Here is an 18,533-nt window from a genome sequence, read left to right on the forward strand (position 1 = left end):
CCTGGTCAGCTGACGTTCGCGCGCACGTCCTCACCGAACAGGCCGTCCGTGTACGTCACGTACTTGGGGGTGAACCGGCCCTTGCCGGTGACGACACCGCTCACGTTCTCGCCGGGGGCGAGGTCCAAGGTGTCGATCTGCCCTTCGTCGATGCCGAGTTCGGCGGTGTGCTTGGTGCCGTCCGTGTCGGTGATCGTGAAGTACAGCGGGTTGATGTCGATCTTCTTGCCGCTGCCGTTCCTGACCGTCACCTTGACGCTGGTGTACTCGCCCCCGTCGTGCAGGATGCTCGGCCGGAAGGCCGTCTTGACCGCCGTGACCTTCACATCCGGCTCCGGGGCGGCCTGCGGCTTGGGCTCGGCGGCCTTGGCCGGGGCCTGCTCCGCGGCCGGGGCCTTCTGCGCCGGCGGGGCGGCGGGAGCCTCGGCGACGGGGGCGGCTTTCGCCGTGCCCTTCGCGGTGTCGTCGGGGTCCTCACCGAGGGCGGCGCCGACGATGCCGAGGAGGATCAGGCCGCCGAAGACGCTGCCGATCACGATGGCGACGGTCGCTCCGGTGGACCGGCCCCTCTTCGGCGGCTGCGGCGGCTGGTAGGGCGCCGGGCCCTGGTACGGCTGGTAGGGCTGTTGCGGCCCGGGGTATTGCTGATTCATCTGGTTGTGCCCCCCTTTGGTCTGGGCGGCGAATGTATCGGCGGGAGCGGATCGACAAGAACGGCGGAGACGGTTTGTTACATCCCCGGTACGCGGTGTGCTGGGGTAAGCCCTTGCCGTCGAGTTCCGGCCAGGGTTCGGGTGGCCACATCGCGTCCTGGGGCCCTCGCTGCCCCTGACCCACCCGGCCCGCGTACCGGGCGTACACCGGGAGGTGCGGGAATTCGCCGAGACGGCCGGAGCCGGGTACGGGTCGGCTCGCCCTCGACGGGCCGCGGCGGAGGCGCGGGGACGCCGGCCCGGTGGCGATCCGTACCCGGCACTTCCGCGACGGGTGCGCCGTGCTCCGTACAGTTTCGGCCTCACCGGCGTTTTCGCAGGTAAGGCCATGTGTGCGCCCCCGGCAGGACTCGAACCTGCGGCCAAGCGCTTAGAAGGCGCCTGGCGCATCTCGTCGGCAGGCGCTTTGACCTGCCACTTCACTTCTCGCTGACGCACTGTCAGGGGTTTTGTGGGATGTATGTGGGACGGAGCATCTCTGGGACGGATGGGATGCATGGGTTGAGACGGGACCATGCGCAGCAACAATCGGTCAGCGCACGCAGGGCGCGGCACTCAGCGGCGGTGGGGAAGGTCGTCCTGGCGCAGAGCGAGGTAGGTCTCCGGGGTGGCGGCTTCGAGCAGGTCCGGATGGTCATCGAGGTCGAGCCGGGGTTCTTGATGCTCCGGGAGAAGGTCGCTCCACTCGCGGCCCGCGCCCTGTTCGTAAGCCTGGCGGACAAGCCTCTGGACCCGAGGGCGGGCCTCTTCCTGCTGTTCGTGGAAGATGCGCCGCTCGGTGCGGCGGCGCTCCTCTTCAGCCTCCTCGGCAGCTGGTTCTTCGGCGAGACGCTAATCTTCGGCGCGCAGACCAGGGGTGTGCTCGGCGATCATCCGGTCCTCGCAGTGCAGCCGTGCGCATGCGGCGAACAGCCGACGGGACATGCCCAGGTGCACTTCGGTGCCCGGGATACGGCAGGTGAGGAAGTCGTCCAGGCCCATCAGGCGCACCCCCTCACGGAGGGATTGCTCGTCGTCCAGGTTGCCGGCTGCACCGCGGGCGTCCGCGCGCAGGGTGCGTGTGACGTCGTCTCGTTCCAGGGGGGTGGTGATCCCCTCCTTCCGACGGCGGCGGGTGGTGCGGTCGGCGGAGACGGCGATGGTGCGTAGTTGGGATGGCGGCGCGGAGCGCAGGGCGAGGTAGACCAGCATCTGCGTGCGGGCTGTGCCCATGAGGGCATCGTCGCTCGAGCCGAGGCGGTCTTCGGGGCTACCGGGGATCGCCGGTGCGGGGGATACGCCAGCGGCATTCAGGGGTGGTTGGCCGGGGTGCTGGTCGTGGTCGATGGTGAGGAAAAGGTCGCCCTGGGGCTGTACTGCTGCACCGACCAGGATGTTGCGGTGCGCGTAGGCATGGAGGATCTTGCTTCCTTCGCTCAGTTGCTTCCAGCCATCCCTAAGAGTCGTCTTGCCGACGTTGCCGCCCTTCGCCTCGACGAGCCAGTACGTGTTCTCCGCATCGTGCAGGCCCCACAGGTCCGGAAGGCGCCGGGTGGGGTCCTTGAAGGTGTCGGCGAGCGCCGGGTCGGGACCACCGTCTTCCAAGTGCCATGTCTGTCCGAGGCCCATCAGCGAGCGGCAGGCCCACTCGGCCATGGTCATGCCCAGCCGGTAGCCGAGGGCGTTCTTCGCGGTCCGCTCGGTGCCGTATTCGTAGACCGCGTTGAGGGTGAGGCGCCGCCCCACGCTGTGCGGGAGAGGGTGCTTGGGAGTGACATCGTGAAGGCCGAGATAGGCATAGAGCGGGGAGACCCGGGCGACGAGTTCACCCCGCGCGAGCTGCGGAACCTGCTGCAGGTTCGGCGTGACGTCGCGGCCCGCCTCGGTCGCGGCTTTGATGATCTCCCGCCAGGTGGTGGTGGGGGCGTACCACCCGTCGCTGGCCGGGAAGGCAGCCGCCGATTCCCAGGGCGCGTGCAGGGCGGTGCGCCACTGAGGATAGGGGCGCCGTGCCGGACCATCGCGAAACAGCACCGGTATGTCCAGGCTGTCGGCGTAGACGGGAGGCGGCGCATCGCTCACGTGTGCGGGAATCATGCCAGTCACTGTGGCACGTCTGCCTTCATTGACACTTCATGGCTTCGAAGGGACTCTCCTCGTGTCAACCTTGCGCGGTTGGTTGGACTCGGTCGCTTTTGGGGCTCTGGGCGCGGAGCGCTCGTGTGTGCTGGTGTTCAGCAGGCTCCGGTTGCTGAGTCGATGATGTCCTTCTGTTCCTGGTCGGCTTCCCTGTTGCTGGGGGCGGATCGCCTGTATTGGGGGTGGTCGAGGTCCATCTGGAGTGCGGCGTGCAAGGGGGCGGGGTAGCGGGTGCGCTCGGACCAGGCCATGGCCTGGTGGGAGAGGCAGGCGGTGGCTCGGGCGAGGTCTTCCCGCGAGTAGCGGGAGTTGGTGAACATGGGATTGACCTCTCGGGTGGTGATGGAGTGCCAGTTGCCGTTGAGTTCACTCTCACCCCGCGTGTCCCTCTCGTCGCTGGCGCGCCAGCGGGTGCGGTCGTCCCCAAGGCGGCTGCGGTTGTGGGTACGGGATTCGCTGAAGAGGAACCAGGGGTGTCCCTCGGGCCGGTGGCCGGGCCAGGCGAGATACTGGCTGACTTTGATGAAGGGGTCGAGTCCCTTGGCCAGCCGGCTTTTAGTCATGCCCTCTTTCTCGGCGTAGACGAAGCGGGGAAGCTCGTCCTGCATGGTGTTGACCCGGATATAGCTGATCGGGTGCGGACGCTCGTCCGCGATGTCCTGGTTTGGAGTCCACAGGCGCCTGTCGTCCTCGGGCAGGCTGTTGGGGGTCAGACCGAAGCTCCTGTTGTGGAAGCCAGGGTAAATGCGACGCCATGCATGGCCATCGAGCATGACGGCGAGATCGAGACTGGCCATTTCAGGCCTCTGCTGGAGCTGCACCAGTGCACGGGCCGCGTCGCTGCCGACTTCGCACCACCGGTCCATTCGCGTCTTGCTCGCGTCTTTTTCGTTGTGCAGGGGGTAGTTCTTGGCGTGGAAGGCGGTGTTCGCGTCGTAGTACGGGGCCCAGGTGTTGGTGATGTTGCTCCAGCCGAGCATGGTCCACACACCGCCGGGCTTGATGGGTGGGATGAGCGCGGCAGCAGTGGTGATCCAGAGGGGCTCGCCCCGGTAGAGGTTGCTCTTGGTCTGCATACGGCAGTGCAGGCCGCAGTAGGCGATGCGGGGCAGCGGGTTCTTTTCGGGGTGCAGGATGGCCTCGTATCGGTCGTCGACAACGCCGAGGCTGCGGTGCATGTCAAGGACGGCGGCGAACGCGGCGTGGTCCTTGTGGTACTCCTTCTTCTGGGGCTGAATCTCGGTCAGGACGGGTTCAATCATCCCCTTGCGGTGCTGGGACCTGGCGCCGAAGGTGAATTGGCTGGGCACGCGTGCTTCAGCGAGGAGTCCACGCACTGCGTGCTTGGCGTCCTTGTCGTTCTTTTCGTTTTCCTCAGCCCTTTTCCGGGCCGTGCGGCTGTTACTGGCTGGCGGGTTTGCACCGTCCTGGTCGGTGCGGGGCATCTCGGTTTCGCACCAGACGACCAGGCGGGTCCCCGGATCCTTGTAGCGGTTGATGATCGTGTTGACTTCGGTGCGGCGGATGCCGGCGCGTTCTGTGCCGTGCTGAAGTAGTGCTTCTGCCTTGTGAAGCACCAGGCTGATACCGGGGCGGAGTTCAATCTCGCTGCGCGAGGGTTTGATCGTTTCGGGATCGATGCCGTAGGCGCAGGCGAGGGCCTGCACCATGCGCTGCCGCGTGGGGTACCGATACCACAGGCCGAGGTACACCAGCTTGTTCTCACCCTGCTTTTCGATGGAACGCTGGATGGAGTCCGGGGAGGGGAGCCCGACCTTGTCCTGGAAACGCGCAGCTGCCTTCTTGCTGTTCTCGTCGTCGCTTGCCTTCCCCTGCGCCCACTGCAGGTGGGATGTGTCCTGCAAATACCGCTTGCCGAAGCCTTTGCTGTCACTGACCAGGGTCATCACGGGTACCGCGCCGCTTTCGCTGTTCCCGGTCAGTTCCGGGGCGAAGGAGGCGTGGAGGTGCTCCATGATCAGACGGTGGTGATGGGTGCCGGTGCCGGTGCCGACACCGTTGCTCTTGGGCATGGTGGCGTGCAGGGGCCGGACCTTGCCGGGCGCCTCCATGGTGAGTGATTTGCCGCTGCCGCGATTGTCGATCTCCGTATTGGCCCGGGTCTGGACCGCGAGCAGGCCCGTGTGGTCGACGTCCAGACGGGCGGCGATCTCCAGTCCGTATCGGTTGGCGGACTTCAAGCCTCGGGGGCCGTCCAGCTTGAGGGAGAGTATTGGCTTGTCGCCGCCGCAGTCGACCATGGCCGTCTTGGCGTAGATGACGGCGTTGCTGATGCGCCGGTTGCTGCCGTGGAAGTGGACGACGGGGTTGGGGTAGCCGGTGAAGGTGGCCATCTTGGTGTCCACGCGGGAGAGCGCGTAGTCTCGGGCGCTCCAGCCATCGGGGAGTTCGGGCCAGTTGTCAGCGATCTGTTGGGTCGCTTCGGCGCTTGGGGGGTGCCCGATGTGTGCGAAGGCGGGTCCGAAGGGGTGGTCCCAGGCGATGACGCTGCCGTCGCTGAGTGGCCGGTAGGCGAGACTGGCGGCGGTTTCGGTGTCCTTTGCCCAACCCGCTTGGCGGGGCTTGGCCGTCTCCTCTGGTTCCCTCTCATCCTCTGCCTGTTCGGACTCCTTGCTCTTCGGGATCACCGGCTTCATGGCGTACTCGGTGAAGGGAGTCCCGGCGAACTTGTCGGCCATGCACCAGCGCACGGCCTGGTAGGCCCATCCAGGTGGGTTGGGAGCCAGGCTGCTGCGGTTGAGGATGGCATCGGTCAGGGAGAGTTTCGCCGGCGTAGTGGCCCGGACAAGGGCCGGTAGCGTGGACTTCCCAGTGCCGGAGGCGCTGTCGAGTGACTTGCCCTTGACCGCGGCTTCGAGGTAGGTGAACAACTTGGCGAGCTTGCGGGGGTCGATCTCCTTAAGGGAGATCATGTAGCGGAAGTGCTTGTCGAGGTGGACGTAGCCCTCGGCGAGGGCTTGCAGCGCGGTGGTGGCGATACTGAGCGGCCACAGCATCGCCACGTCCACGCCTTCGGGGAGATTCCTGTTCTTCCGGCTCTCCCCAGCCAACGCACCATACTTGCGCCACTCGACGAGGATCTCCGGCTTGTCTTTTTGTCCTTCTCCGCCGAAGTCGCTCCAGTCGTGGAAGGACCACACGTACGCGTACTGGCCCGCCAGTACAGCGTCGTTCAGGAGGAGGGAAGAGGTGTAGATGGTGGTGAGCTTGGCCATGCGGCTGCCGGAGCCTCTCTTCGATCAGACCGGCCGGGGTCAGGAGAACGTGTGAGAGACCTCGGCGTAGCGCAGGAACTCGATAATGGCTCGGCCGTACAGCCGGTTCATCATCTCGCATTCCTCCGGTGACCAAGCATCGTAGATGAGCTGGATGACCTCTGCGAGTCCCGTCGTGTATTTGGTGCCCAACGCGGCCTGATCGACCACGAATAGATCCATGTCGGTGTCGCCGCGTCGTGCCCGTCCGGCGAGTTGGATCAGCTCCACGAGCATCGAGCTGATCAACTCCATCTGAAGATCTTGATGCATGCTGGAGAACCGCGTGGGAGAACGCAGGATTTTCACCAGGTGTGCACGGGCTGCGGTACGGGCGCGCTCGATCGCCTCGTAGGGGTCGTCCCCGCTGAAGGAGCGCGCGGCACGTTGGCCGCATGCGTTGACGCTGCCATGCATCCAAGCTGGGTCCTCGATGCTGAGGACTGGTCGGACGCACAGGTAGACGTCGCTGATGGCCGAGCGGGTCTCGACCACGATGTTCAGGCCGCGGGCGATCCGGGCCATGGGGGCAATGAGGATGTCGCCGAACTCGTGGAAGTCCTCCAGTTCCTCGGCGACGATCGCGCGCACGCCCTTGGGGAGGATGTTTCTGTACTCCGCGAGATCTTCGCGGCGCAGCAGCACGCATACGCGATGTGTCATCCCTTCCGCCTGCGCCATGCCGATGGCGAGGTAGAGCCCTTGCTTGTAGCCGTTGACCTGGAGGATGCAGCGGGCTCGGTCGCGGTCGTTGCGGGCCAGCCAGTCCAGACGCCCCCGAAGCTGTTGTTCGTAGATCGCCTGGCCCATCTCCCGCAGCGCCGACAGCTTGTGCTCGTCGTAGAGACCAGCGATCTGGATTCCCTCTCCGCCTGGCACGTCGCTGTTGGTGACGGGCAGTCTGTTGGCCCTGATGGACTCATTGACGTCGGGCATCCACCAGGCCACAGGGGCATGGACGTGCTCTCCGGAGGCATGGGGGAAGAACGCGGTGGCTGACAGGCCAAGGACGGGACGTCGTACCCCGGCCTCCATCAGCGAGGTCAGACGGCCGAGTTCGCTGATGAACGTGTGAGGGTCACCGATGGTGGCGCTCTCGCGGAGTTCGGCTGTCGGCTTGCTGTCGTCACCGATTCCGGTCACCTGGTATCCGTGGATGTCGCGGCCCAGCATTCCGGTTGGGTACAGCTTGGAGACCGTGCTCCGGTAGGTCATGGCGAGGATGTCCCGGGCTGCGGCACTGTCGTGGTCCTGGACCTTCTGGGCCTGTTCACGCAGGAGAGAAAGTGCCTGTCCCAGTTCCAGCAGGATGGCGCGCACGGTGATGAGGTTGACGAGACGGGCCCGTACGGTGTCCTCGGCGACTGTCTCCTCAATGGACTCGTGCATAGCCTGCTTTATGGGAAGCAGGTTGTTCCGGCCGCGTGGAGAGACGAGGTCGTAGAGCTGGTCGGCAAGACGCTCCCAGTCGGCTCCCTCCGGCATCGGCAGCAGCTCGACAGGCTGGCCTTCGTCAGAGTCTTTGCCGGGCATGAGCTGGTTGAGGAGGGTGAACAGCTGATCGGGGATCGGCTCGTCGACGTCGTGGTCGTCGGGGAACAGGTAGTTGATGATCTCCCGGTCCCGGGACGTTGGGGTCCGCCATCCCTTGTTGTCGCGGTAGGCGTCGTCCTTGTCGTCCCGGGCTTTGCTGAGCGCGGGCGGGTTGAGGATCAACTGTTTGTTCGCCAGCCACAGAAGCAGGTTCTCGGCGGTCATGCGGGCGTGGCTGAGGGGGTTCGCGAGCAGTTCGCGCAGGTGTGGCGGAAGATTGCGTCTGTCGTCATCGACGATGTCCAGCAGCGACTTCTTCATCAGGGACGCGAGGACCGCTTCCTTGGCGCATCCCTTGATGGCACTCAGTTGGAGGGCGTCCACCTCGTCCACGACTAGCAAGTGACACATGCGTGCCATTGCTTCGAACACGGACGCTCTTCGGGTCCCTCGGGGCTTGTTCTGGAAGGAGTCGTCGTCGAAGACGACTCCGGTTCGCAGAGTTCCTTCAACGAAATTCATGTGGTTGGTGATGATGACGCTGGCGCGGGTCGCTTCGTAGAGAGGCCGGAACTTGTCGCACACCGGGATGAACGGACAGGCGTAGGTGCCACTCTCTCCGGGCTTGCTCAGCGTCAGGCAGTTCTCCTCGCCGGCCGGGAACGGGTCCTGGACCGTCATGTACGCCTTCTGGGCGCATGCGTAGCCCACCTCGGCGAGATCGTCCAGGTTCTTGCCGTCCCACTGCTCGATGGGCGTGTCCTTCATGAGCGCCCCGTACTCCAAGGCACGTTCGTGGCGCTTGGCCGGAGACATCAACGCAGCGCAGGTCTTGGGCTCTGGGAGCTCCTTCAATTGGTACAGCCAGTCGAGATCGCTGCCGATGTCCCGCTTCATCTTCAAGGTTGCCTTGACGTCCGGGACGATAATCCCCAGACGTAGGTCCCGCTTGGCCATCAACCCGGCCAGCACGCGCACCAGGACCGTCTTCCCGCTGCCTGTGGGCGCGTTGAGGATCTGGAAGCTCCCATTCATCAGCTCAAGGGCCATGACCTTGCCGCTGGGGCAGCGGAGCTTCTTCAGGAACTTCTTCACGGTCCGACGAATGTACTTGGTCCCGGCCTTGCGTTCGGGACGGCTGAGAAGTTCGGCAACCTCCAGGATCTCCTTCTTGCTGAACGAGAGCTCGGGTGCCTCAGGAACGGTGACGATTTGAGGAAGAGCGGCGTGACCAGGGGCCTCGTCGAAGCCCGGGGCTGAGGGGAAGGTGAGGCCGACAGCGGCCCGGCCGAGATCCTTGCCGAGGTAGGCGACGCGGGTGGTGTAGTGGCCCGGGCCGGCGAATGCCAGCGCGCGCGGGCGTTTGCCCATGGAGTAGTAGCCGCGAATGATGCTGCAGGCGTAGTCCAGTGGCGGCTCGGGCAGGTAGCAGAGCACATGCTCGGTCGTTCCGTCGGAGGGCAGCTCAAACAGTCCGTCGGTCAGGTCCACGGAATGTTCGCTGTCGTCGCCCAGCATGGACCGGAACGCAACGCGAAGAGCGTCGGCCGACGTGTAGGAAGAGGGCAGCTTTTTGACGACGCGGGCGAAGATACGGTATTCGTCCGGGGTGAGCTGGTCCCATTGCTTCAGCGCCCAGGGTTTGCGTTCGGCGAGCAGGGCCACGTGCCGGAAGGACGCGATGGGCGTGCCGTCGTCGTTGGTTGCCGGGAAGAGGTGGCTTGCCAGGGCGAACGCGGCGAGGAGGGCGTCCTGCTCGGGGGAGCGTCCGCTACTCACATGTACTCCTTCAGGCGGTCGGTGAACAGAGCTAGGAAGTCGGACGCGGCCATGGCCGTCATGTCAATGCGTTCACGGTGAATGACGGATGTGAGGTAGTTGACCTGCTGGCGGCGGTGATCGGGTACTACGAGCCAGGTGGCTCCGCCCTTGTCGCCGCGGTCCTCGATGAGCTTCTTGGCCAGGGAACCGGACCAGGTGTAGTCCTTGACGTCGATGGAGAAGACGACGGTGCCACCGTCTTTGACCTCGATGTCGACGCGGTCGTTGTCGGGCCAGACCTTGACCGTCAACCGGGTCCCTGCAGCGGCTTCCTTGAGGACGTCGGCAAGCCTGAGTTCCGGGAGACCGGGGATGCAGGTGCTGCGCCAGACACGTCGCACCAGCGCACGGTATCCCTCAGCGGGCTGGGCCTTGGGGGTTTCACGCGATGCTCCCGTATAGAGCGGCATCTCGGCCTTGCTGGGGATGTAGATGCGGTCCTCGGCATGGAGGACAGGGACCTGGTCGCGGGTGGCAGTGAAGGTGAAGCGGGCCCCGGTGTCCTGATGCCACGGGTAGAGGCACCTTACGGCATAGGTCCTGCCGTCGTCGTGTGGAATCACCTGCATGGGATAGGCGCAAGCAGGGCATCCGAACCACCATTGCCGCTTGTAGAGGCAGTAGGACGGGATGTCCTGATAGAAGACCTGAGCCACGGCAGGAGGGAATCCGAGTTCCTCCAGCTGTTCCTTGTCGCAGGCAGGGTATTCGATAATGTTCTGGCGATGCCTCTCGTAGAGGCCGCCCTTAATGGCTTTGAATACTTGCTCCTGCCCGAACTCACTCTCGAGCTCGAAGTGAGTAAACCTCTCCCCGCGTCGCTGCTTCCTGTCGGCGATCTTGAAGATCTCCGCCGCTTCCCATAGCAGGTCGCAGCCCTCCTGAGTGGACACGCCCACACTGTCGAGGAAGCGGAGGCTACGCAGGGGGCCGATGAGCGCCTCTTCGGGGAAGATACCGACGAGGCTCCCGGCCTGGTCCCCGGAAAGACGATCGAGAAGGTCCCGGAAGGTGACGCGGTGCCCGGGGCCGACCGTCGCCATGATCACTCCCTGGGCCTCCATTAGCTTCTCGACGCGCTGCCCGGAGGAGAGACCGTCGTTGTAGCGGGCCTCCTCGCACAGTACAAACGCGCTGGCGGCCCGCAGGACTGTCTCGTCGAACTGCCATTGGTCAGTGTGTGCTTCGCTGTGCTCGGACATGCGGGCAGCCTACGAGCCACCACTGACAGTCGGGGGGCGGTACTGCGGCGGGATGAGGTCTTCGAGGCCGTCGGTGGGAACCGTCGGATACAGCTCGCGGTATTGGGAGAGGTAGTCGGCGATGTGTCTCCAGCCGGAGGCCGAGGGATACCAGGCGTGCCGCCCCCAGGTTGCTCCGTCGGGGAGTCTGTGTTCCAGGTAGCCCCGAGAGGGCGCCTCCTGACCAGGACCGGTTTTGACCGTCAAGTGCAGGCGAGCCCGGCCGACCAGGTCGTAATCGCCGCCGTGCTGACTGGCGTAGGCAACGCGCACCAATGTGCGCCACAGCCACACCGACATCATCGGGGCGGGAGTGCTCCGGCTACGGGAAATGCCGAGGCCGGCGCGGGCAACCGCTCTGCCCCGCTTGGTCATCTCGACCCGACTCCGCTTGACCAGCCCGGCACCGGGAACCGTGACGGTGTCGTGGTGCACCGTGATCAGGCCACGCCGATTCAGCGCCGCGATGGAGGGGCCAGTGCCGGGGTCGTGGACGCCGCGGTCGCGGAGACGTTCCTGAAGACGGCTGTAGCCCGTGATCTCCGGCGGGGCGTAGAGGGCGAGCGTCATCTTCCGCCACTCGGCGGCCGGGCGGCGCTGGCCGGTGCGCGCGTTGCGCCCACGCTCTGCCCACTGTTCTTCTGCGTCCTGGTGGAAACAGGCTTCCAGGTAGATTCGCTGGCGGTCATTGAGACCGTTCCACGTTTCCATGAGGGCGGAGCTGTCCGGGCGGGGGCCCGCCTTCGGCAACACCGGGGCGGGCTCGTCAGGCCGGGTTCTGCGCCATGCATCAACGATCACGTGCTCCGGGATCTTGTACACCAGGGCGAGGGCCTTGGCCAGGCGGCCAGCGTGCTCGGGCGTGGAGCAGGCTACGCCGCGTAAAGGCAGGCCGCGTTCAAGACGGAGCAGCTTGTTGCCGTCGAAGCTGACGCCACGCATGATCTTCCTTCCGGACACGGCCTGAGCCGCGTGATCAGCACTGCTGAACCCGGCTTCCCGTCGAAGATCGCGGAGTGTCGTGCTACCCCTGGGGCGGCTCGTGAGGTAGTGGACATCGACCTTGAAGAAGCTCATCAGAGCCGGCAGCTGGCGGGCTTCCGGCTTGCGCTGACCGCTCTCCCAGTAGGCGACAGTCCGCTGAGTAACGCCTACCGCGTCGGCGAGCGCACGACGGCTCACTCCCCCTAGCTCCCGCAGCTGCCGAAGAACCTCGGGCTTGAACGACTCTTCTCGGCCCATACTGCTCCAGGGAACCGCATGGAACAGTTCCATGCAACTGGCCACAACCAGCTAGTGTCCTGCGCCAGTAGTTAATCGCTAGTAGCTGCGTGACTCTTGCTGCTGGTGCGTCTGTTCCTCGTCGAGGCCCGAAGCTGGAGCCGCTGCTGCTGTCCGCTGATGAGCGGGCGGTGTTGGGGCGCTGGACACGTCGGGCGGCATCTGCCCAGGCCCCGGCCCTGCGCGCACGGATTGGGCTGGCGTGCGCGGGGCCGGAGGTGCCGCCGATCGTGGCGGTTGCCCAGGACCTGCGGGTGGCTGCGGACACGGCCGCAAGTGGCGACGGCGGTTCCTCGCCAGCCGGCTGGACGGGCTCGTTGACGAGCCCCGGCCGGGCCGGCCGCCCACCATCAGCTTTGCTTGCATTTGTCAGCTGGGGTGACGGCGGCGATCTCGGCAACTGCGGGGAAGGCCTCGCAGCTGGGCAGCCGACAGCGTGGGCAGTACCGCAAGCTCCGGCTGCCGATCCTGCGGCAGGCGGGGTGGCGCGGGCGTCGGGGGCATCGCAAGGCCGCCGGGTGGCCGAGGGAGCGGTGGCGGACTTGTCCAGTCCCTGGGCGAGATGCTGCTCAGCGTGTTGGCGGTGTCGCGGCGGTGCGGTGCAAACAGCACACTACCTACCGGCGGTTGCGAAACTCCGTCCCCGTCCCACCGGCCCAGCAGACCAAGCTCCTCGCCTTGTGAAGGTCCACCCGGAGGGGGTTGACCCGGTGCCCGGTCACCGGGACGTGACTCGTCTGGGCCATCAGGTACCGGGGACCTGGAGGTCCAGCTCCGCTCCAAGCGCGGCCCGGAGCGGCCGGGGATGTGCTCCGTCTGGCCTACGTAGGAGCACAGGGGCAGGCTGGTGCATCGCGGTCCTGGCGGTTGTCGTCGTTCGTGGCTGGTGATCGCGCTGATGGCCTTCCGGCGGTGCGGACGCTGGGTGGCGGCGGAGTAATCCATGGTCCAGGGGATGTCCGGTTTCGTGAACCGGGCATCCCCCGCTATACGTCCGCTGTTGTTCAGCGTCCGCGTGCTGGTCCCGAAGGGCCTTGGGGCGGTGCGGGGACGATGCTCCAGGTGCTGGCCGGCTCGGGCTTGGGGCGGGTCGGCGGTGTCCGGGTTGCTTCGCCGTAGGTGTAGGCAAGTTCGAAGGTGAGGTCCTGCAGGAGTGCTGCGGGGGTGTACGGGGAGAGTCGGATGGCCCAGTCGGGGCGGTCGGGGTTGCCGCTCCACATGCTCCAGGCCGGGTGCGGGTGGGCGATGTGGGGGTCGAACCGTACGCCGGCCGGATGGGGGCCGGGGGCGGTCAGGGTGATCCCGTGCCCGGTGACGGTGTGCGTCCAGCCGGCGTCGCCGAGGGGGCGGGTGGCCTCGGCGATGGCCTTCTCGGTGACCGGCGTGGGTCCGTGGCCCCAGGCGTTCTCGGAGGCGAGGCTGTCCAGGAAGGTGCTCATGATCTCGACGGGGGTGCCGGCGGTGGCGGTGGCGTGCCACAGGCGCTCCCCGACGGGGGATTCGTAGGCGGCGACGGTCCAGCCGATGTCGGTTCGGTCGTCGGCCTCGTGCACGAACTCGACGCGCAGGCACAGGTCTTCGTGTACCGCGTGAGTGGTGTCATCTGACCAGGTGCGCCACTTGCTCCACTCGCCCTGGGCTTCCAGGAACGCGTTCAGCAACGCTTCGTGGTTCCCACGATCGGCGGCGTGGGCAGGCACGAGCTCCGGTGCGGCCTGCTCGGGAGCGGCCGGGTCCGAGTTGCTCACCAGGGTCGGGACCGTGGCCGTGAGGGCTGCTGCCGCGGCGTGTTCGGTGTCGGTGGCCGGCGCGGGGCCGGGGCGCACGGCAACCGAGTAGAGCCGGTGGAAGTCGGCGACGGCCTCGGTCTCGGTGTCGTAGACGCCGGTGATCTGCCGGAGGTGGTTCTCGCCGTGGAGGTGGATGTGGCGGCCGTCCTCGTGGGTGCCGACGGCGACGGTGGTCCACCCGTCGTGGGCGTGCAGGTGGATGGTGAGGCGGCCGGAGGCGATGTCGTCGTGGATCTCCTGGGCCGCCGCGCTCACTTCCCGTATCTCGTCGCGGGTCAGCCAGGGCATGGGGTAGTCGCCCCAGGTCCACTCGGTGTCGATCTCCTCCTGGAGGGCGGGCTCGATCGTGGTCCGGTGGTCGTTCCGGGTGAGGTCCTTGGCGGCCCGGGCGGCGTAGTAGGGCTCCTCCCGGTCGATCCTGGCCAGCACCATCGTCGCCCCGGTCCCGGTTGGGGTGTCCCGGAAGCCGTGGGTGAGGAGGATCTCCCGTGCGGAGGCGTTCTCCGGGCCGGTCAGCGTGGCGGTGACCGCTGGCCCGTGGGTCGGGTGGAGGGCGAGGTGGGCGTGGGCGGCGGGCTCGGGGTGGGGCATGGGGGCCTTGGTTGGGTTCATCGGGCGGTCCGCGCGGTGGTGGCCGGTTTCGTGTGGGGCGGCCGGGGCCCGGCGCGGGCGGAGGCGGACTGGGGAACGGGCCGTGCGGTGGGTGCGGGGTGGGTGGCGTGGTGCCAGCGGGCGCGGACGGCGGTGAGGTCGGCGAGGGCGCGGCGGCTGCCGGTGACGAGCTGGTGGACGCTGGTGGCCGGGTCGTCGGTGTAGGCGCGGATCCGCAGCCCGGCGGTGCGGGCCTGGTGGAGCAGGGAGCGGAGCAGGACCCGCTCGCCCCAGTGCTCCGCCGCGCCGGCGGGGGTGGCCATCAGGTCCAGCAGCTCGCGCGGTGGGAGGGACGGGCCCAGGAGGCCGTGGTGCTGGGCCTCCCACAGCACCGTGACCGGGTCGACCGGATCGCCGCGGTGCGCGAGCTGGGCGACGCACCGAAAGAGCCGCCCGTACAGCGGGATGGCGAAGTCGTCGGCGTGCAGCCACCGCATCGCGGTCAGGGCCTGTGGGCGGGCGACGGCACAGGCCAGCAGAACCCGTTCCTCGTAGGCCGCCTCGTCCCCGCCGTCCCGCTCGGGTGGTGGCGGGAGCGGGGTGCGGGGCAGGGAGCCGGGGTGCGGGGGGAACCGTCCGGCGAGTTCGTCGAGGAACCCTGCGAGGGTGTCCGCGCGGGCCAGGGCGGTGGCGGCCGGATCGGGCGTTGTCGGGTCGGTGGCGGCCTGGACGAGGTATTCGGCCTGGGCGCGCAGGGTCCGGCGGGCGTGGTCGGCCCGGACCATCCGGGCGTACGCCGGAGCGTGCTCGGGGACCGGGCACAGGTTGACCAGGGTGTGCAGATAGGTGGGCTGCAGGCCGGGCGCCCGTGCGCGGGCGTGGGCATGGACGGCCGTGATCCACGCGGGCTCCGCGGTGTGGACGGCCGGGGTGGGCGCGGTGAGGTCGGTCATGGCCGCGAAGACAGCGGTATGCGCCGGGCTGGCGAAGTGGTCGGGGCTCAATGGGCCGATGGTCTTGAGCCGGTTCGGGTCGAGCAACAGCGCCCCGAGGAGGGCCTGTTCGGCGTGGTGGATCGGCGGGTCGGGCGGGACGGGGTCGAAGCCCTCGCCGGGGGTGGGTTCGGGCATCAGGCCGCCAGGGTGAAGTCTTCGCGCGTGAAGGTCTGGCCGATGTGCGGGGCCAGCAGATGGGCCGCCAGCCGCGGGGGGACGGCGTTGCCGATCTGCGAGAACTGCTGCCCCTTGTTGCCCTGCCAGGGGTATTCGGCCGGGAAGGTCTGCAGGAGACCGGCCTCCGCGGCGGTGATCCGGATCGACTCCACCGCCCCGCCCCGCGCGCCCGGCGTTTCCGGGAGGGGCTCGGCGACCCAGACGCACTCGTTGGCTCGGTGCCCGAAGAACAGCGTCCCCGCCGGTTCGTCGGCGCGGCGGACGGTGGCGTTGGCCTGGTTGTTGCTGCGCAGGCTCCACGACCAGCGGTGGGCCTCGGCGGTGAAGGTGGGGGCGGGCTCGTCGGCGGGGCGGTTTTCGCGGGTGCCGTGCCGCTCGGCCCAGCCCGACCCTTCCCTGCGGGACGCGAGCACGATCCCGGTGCCGGGCTTCCGCCGGGTCCAGGCCCCGCGGTCACGGGCATCGCTGAGGGCCTTGCGGGAACCCGAGGGGAACGGCTCCGGACCGCCTGAACTCGGGCCGCCCGCGCAAACGGTGGGGACCGGCCGGTCGGTGGCGCCCCAGCCGAGAGCTTCGGCCATGGACACCCAGCGGTCCCGGCCCGGCCCGAACAACGTCTCCGGTTCACTGGACTTGGCGTGCGTGGGCGGGGGCGGTTCGGCGGTGCGGACCCGGGAGGCGAGCAGGATCGCCCGCCTCCTCGTCTGCGGCACCCCGTAGTCCGCCGCGTTCAAAATCCCCGTCCACACGGAGAACCCCCAGGTGCGCAGGATCGCCGCGTACTGGCGCCACAGCGGCAGGACGTGCGGAACCTCCTCCATCGCCACCCACTCCGGCTCACCGGCCACGTGGAGGGCGTGGAGGTAGCGCATCGGCTCGGCGGCCAGCAGGGACCTTTCGTCCCGACAGGCGGTGAGGAGCTGTTCACGGGTGTCGCGCCCGGCGGCGAGGTCGACGACAGCCTGGTGCACCAGCGGCTGGTCGACCAGACCCAGCCGCTTGCCCGCCATGGACCATGCCTGGCACGGCGGAGACGCGATCAGCCCCACCACCCGTCCGGAGAAGATCCACACCGGATAGAGCGCGACGTCGGTGCGGATGGTCACAAGCCCGGCTGCTTGCCGCGTCCGGCACGCGCACTCGTCCCACTCCAGACCCACCTCCCTGACACCCCACCGGGACAGGGGGAGCGACCAGCCGCCCGGGCCCGCGAACAGATCGAGCACCAGTCCTGTCACGCGCTGAGTCCGAAGTCGTCCTGGACCGGGTCGGAGCCGCGGCAGGCCCACGGGGAGCAGCCGTCGGTCACCCCTGCCTCCAGTTCGGCCGCGTCCAGTCCATCGATTTCCTCCTGGAGGGCGGCCCATTCGGCGGCGGTGACATGGTCGATCGGCGCCTCGCCGAGCGGGACTCGGGAGCGGTGGAGGAACGCTTGGCCCAGCAGCCGGTTCCCGTTCGCGTTCGCCCGCGCGTTGCCTTGGCGGATCGCCGCGTCGAATTCAACGACATCCGCCCACTCCTCCGGTGAATGGTCCCGGATGGCGCGCCACTGGGCGTTGCCGTGAAAGGGGCATCCGAGGCAGCTAGATTTCGGTGTCTCGGCGAGTCCGATCGAGTTCAGGTAGCGGATGCAGTCGGCGCGGGACCAGCCCAGATCGATGAGCGGGTGCCGGTTCTGCATGTATTTGACGTCGGCGTCCTTGGCCCGGTGGAACTCGTCGGTGGATATTCCCACCCACTGCTCGACGAAGATCCCCTTCGGGATTCGGGCGGGATAGGGGTAGCCGAGGAGTTCGCGGACTCTTTTCTTTATTGGTTTGATTTTATATTCACCGGTGCACTGGCGTCGGGTCATTCCCGGTCGCCCGTCCTCGTTGAGGATGTGGAGCGGCATCGAGGCGAACCGGTGATCCGGGTCTAGAGCGTCTTTTCTGATGTTGCCGGATGAGACTCGCAGGACGGGTATTCCGGCGGGCACGGCGATTTCCCGCTCCAGGCGGTCGAGGTGGTCGTATACGGCTTTCGGTTCCCAGCCGGTGTCGGCGAAGATCGCGTAGTCGACCTTGGGGAGAACACCTTGGGCGGAGAGGGCGAGCATTGCGCTGGACTGGATTCCAGCGCCGAGGGATATCGCCCGAAAGGCGGGGGTGTTGGAAATGGTGATGGTCCTTGTGGGGTGCGGGGGATTCAGCGCCTGGCAGGCGCGGGGCGGCTGGCGCCGAGCGGGGGTGGCGCCGGGGATGTTGCTGGTGCGGTGGTGGGGGCCGAGTGTGCGGTGAAGGCGGCGCTCACGGTGCCGAGGTCGTCGGCGACTTGCCGGGTAGAGGTGGTGGCGTCCCGGAGCCACTCCCATGTGCCGGGCAGCGTGCGCCAGTGCGCGTTGGCCTGGGCCCATTCGATCAGCGGGTGCGTGGCCGGGTCGGTGACGCGGGTCCCGGAGTGGGGCCGGTGGCCCAGCCGGGGGCAGGCGGGATCGCGTTGAGGGTGGGGATGCCGAGGGAGACGTGGACAGTGATCCCGTCGGCGTGGAGGTGGCTCTCCGCCCGGACGATCGCGGCGACCCGGTCGCGTTCGCTCAGGCCGGCAGGGAGGGTTCGTCCTGCGGGGGTGGGGAGGAAGCCGTGCTGGGCGAGGATCTCGGTCGCGCTGGTGCTGCGGGCGGTGGCGGTGACCTGGTCGTCGGCGACGGTGATGCGGACATCGGCTTTCGCGGGCCCGGGGTTGGGCCAGCGGGTGGTCCAGAAAAGGTCGGCGAAGTCCATGGTGTGGGCGAGAAGCCCGTACAGGGCGATACCGGCACGTTCGTGGGTTTCCGCTGTCGGCTGGCCGGGCGGGAAGAGGTAGAGGGTGCGGCCCTGGTGGGCCCGGGCGGTGAACCCGGCATCGGTCAGCGACTGCCGCGCCTCGCGGGGGAGATGGCGGTTGAGGACGGCGAAGGTCCAGCCGTCGTCGGTGGAGCCGATGAACACGTCGTGGTGATCGATGAAGGACAAGGGTT

Annotated in this window: 11 protein-coding genes; all 11 read right to left on the reverse strand. The window is 67.5% G+C overall.

The annotated features are described in order from the left end of the window. Nucleotides 1-5 precede the first annotated feature (5 nt). Complete coding sequence (locus tag ACIBCM_RS31975) at nt 6-653, reverse strand: DUF4352 domain-containing protein (protein ID WP_399249400.1); 648 nt, start codon at nt 651-653, stop codon at nt 6-8. A gap of 891 nt (nt 654-1,544) precedes the next feature. Continuing rightward, the gene (locus ACIBCM_RS31980) at nt 1,545-2,789 is read right to left on the reverse strand and encodes a gamma-glutamyltransferase (RefSeq protein ID WP_399249402.1); all 1,245 of its coding nucleotides are present in this window, start codon (nt 2,787-2,789) and stop codon (nt 1,545-1,547) included. A gap of 137 nt (nt 2,790-2,926) precedes the next feature. After that, nucleotides 2,927-6,067, reverse strand: a complete 3,141-nt coding sequence (locus tag ACIBCM_RS31985) for an RNaseH domain-containing protein (protein ID WP_399249404.1) — start codon at nt 6,065-6,067, stop codon at nt 2,927-2,929. A gap of 39 nt (nt 6,068-6,106) precedes the next feature. After that, nucleotides 6,107-9,418, reverse strand: a complete 3,312-nt coding sequence (locus ACIBCM_RS31990) for a hypothetical protein (protein ID WP_399249406.1) — start codon at nt 9,416-9,418, stop codon at nt 6,107-6,109. After that, entirely contained in the window at nt 9,415-10,662 is a 1,248-nt protein-coding gene (locus ACIBCM_RS31995) for a hypothetical protein (protein ID WP_399249408.1), read from the reverse strand. The genes ACIBCM_RS31990 and ACIBCM_RS31995 overlap by 4 nt, the downstream gene beginning before the upstream one ends. A 9-nt stretch (nt 10,663-10,671) precedes the next feature. Further along, nucleotides 10,672-11,976, reverse strand: a complete 1,305-nt coding sequence (locus tag ACIBCM_RS32000) for a helix-turn-helix domain-containing protein (RefSeq protein WP_399249410.1) — start codon at nt 11,974-11,976, stop codon at nt 10,672-10,674. Between the two features lie 1,010 nt (nt 11,977-12,986). Then, a complete protein-coding gene (locus ACIBCM_RS32005; protein WP_399249412.1) occupies nt 12,987-14,384 on the reverse strand; it encodes a DUF317 domain-containing protein in 1,398 nt (465 codons plus the stop codon). Next, nucleotides 14,381-15,493: a DnaB-like helicase N-terminal domain-containing protein gene (locus ACIBCM_RS32010; RefSeq protein ID WP_399249414.1), complete on the reverse strand. Its 1,113-nt coding sequence runs from the start codon at nt 15,491-15,493 to the stop codon at nt 14,381-14,383. Before ACIBCM_RS32010 ends, ACIBCM_RS32005 begins: the two co-directional genes overlap by 4 nt. Then, nucleotides 15,493-16,764 (reverse strand): DNA cytosine methyltransferase, encoded by a 1,272-nt coding sequence (locus tag ACIBCM_RS32015; protein ID WP_399249516.1) that lies wholly within the window; start codon nt 16,762-16,764, stop codon nt 15,493-15,495. The genes ACIBCM_RS32010 and ACIBCM_RS32015 overlap by 1 nt, the downstream gene beginning before the upstream one ends. A gap of 5 nt (nt 16,765-16,769) precedes the next feature. Next, the gene (locus tag ACIBCM_RS32020) at nt 16,770-17,633 is read right to left on the reverse strand and encodes a hypothetical protein (protein WP_399249416.1); all 864 of its coding nucleotides are present in this window, start codon (nt 17,631-17,633) and stop codon (nt 16,770-16,772) included. Nucleotides 17,634-17,934: 301 nt separating this feature from the next. Beyond that, nucleotides 17,935-18,528 carry a hypothetical protein gene (locus ACIBCM_RS32025; protein WP_399249417.1) on the reverse strand — a complete coding sequence of 198 codons (594 nt, stop codon included), beginning with the start codon at nt 18,526-18,528 and terminating at the stop codon, nt 17,935-17,937. Nucleotides 18,529-18,533: the final 5 nt, after the last annotated feature.

Source organism: Streptomyces sp. NPDC051018 (assembly GCF_044456085.1).
Taxonomy (GTDB): domain Bacteria; phylum Actinomycetota; class Actinomycetes; order Streptomycetales; family Streptomycetaceae; genus Streptomyces.

Bases quoted from the DNA above. Each gene is read 5' to 3' on its own strand.
- ACIBCM_RS31985 (WP_399249404.1), bottom strand. From the start codon at position 6,067: ATGGCCAAGCTCACCACCATCTACACCTCTTCCCTCCTCCTGAACGAC.
- ACIBCM_RS32000 (WP_399249410.1), bottom strand. From the start codon at position 11,976: ATGGAACTGTTCCATGCGGTTCCCTGGAGCAGTATGGGCCGAGAAGAG.
- ACIBCM_RS32010 (WP_399249414.1), bottom strand. From the start codon at position 15,493: ATGCCCGAACCCACCCCCGGCGAGGGCTTCGACCCCGTCCCGCCCGAC.
- ACIBCM_RS32005 (WP_399249412.1), bottom strand. From the start codon at position 14,384: ATGAACCCAACCAAGGCCCCCATGCCCCACCCCGAGCCCGCCGCCCAC.
- ACIBCM_RS31975 (WP_399249400.1), bottom strand. From the start codon at position 653: ATGAATCAGCAATACCCCGGGCCGCAACAGCCCTACCAGCCGTACCAG.
- ACIBCM_RS32020 (WP_399249416.1), bottom strand. From the start codon at position 17,633: ATGCTCGCCCTCTCCGCCCAAGGTGTTCTCCCCAAGGTCGACTACGCG.
- ACIBCM_RS31980 (WP_399249402.1), bottom strand. From the start codon at position 2,789: ATGATTCCCGCACACGTGAGCGATGCGCCGCCTCCCGTCTACGCCGAC.
- ACIBCM_RS31995 (WP_399249408.1), bottom strand. From the start codon at position 10,662: ATGTCCGAGCACAGCGAAGCACACACTGACCAATGGCAGTTCGACGAG.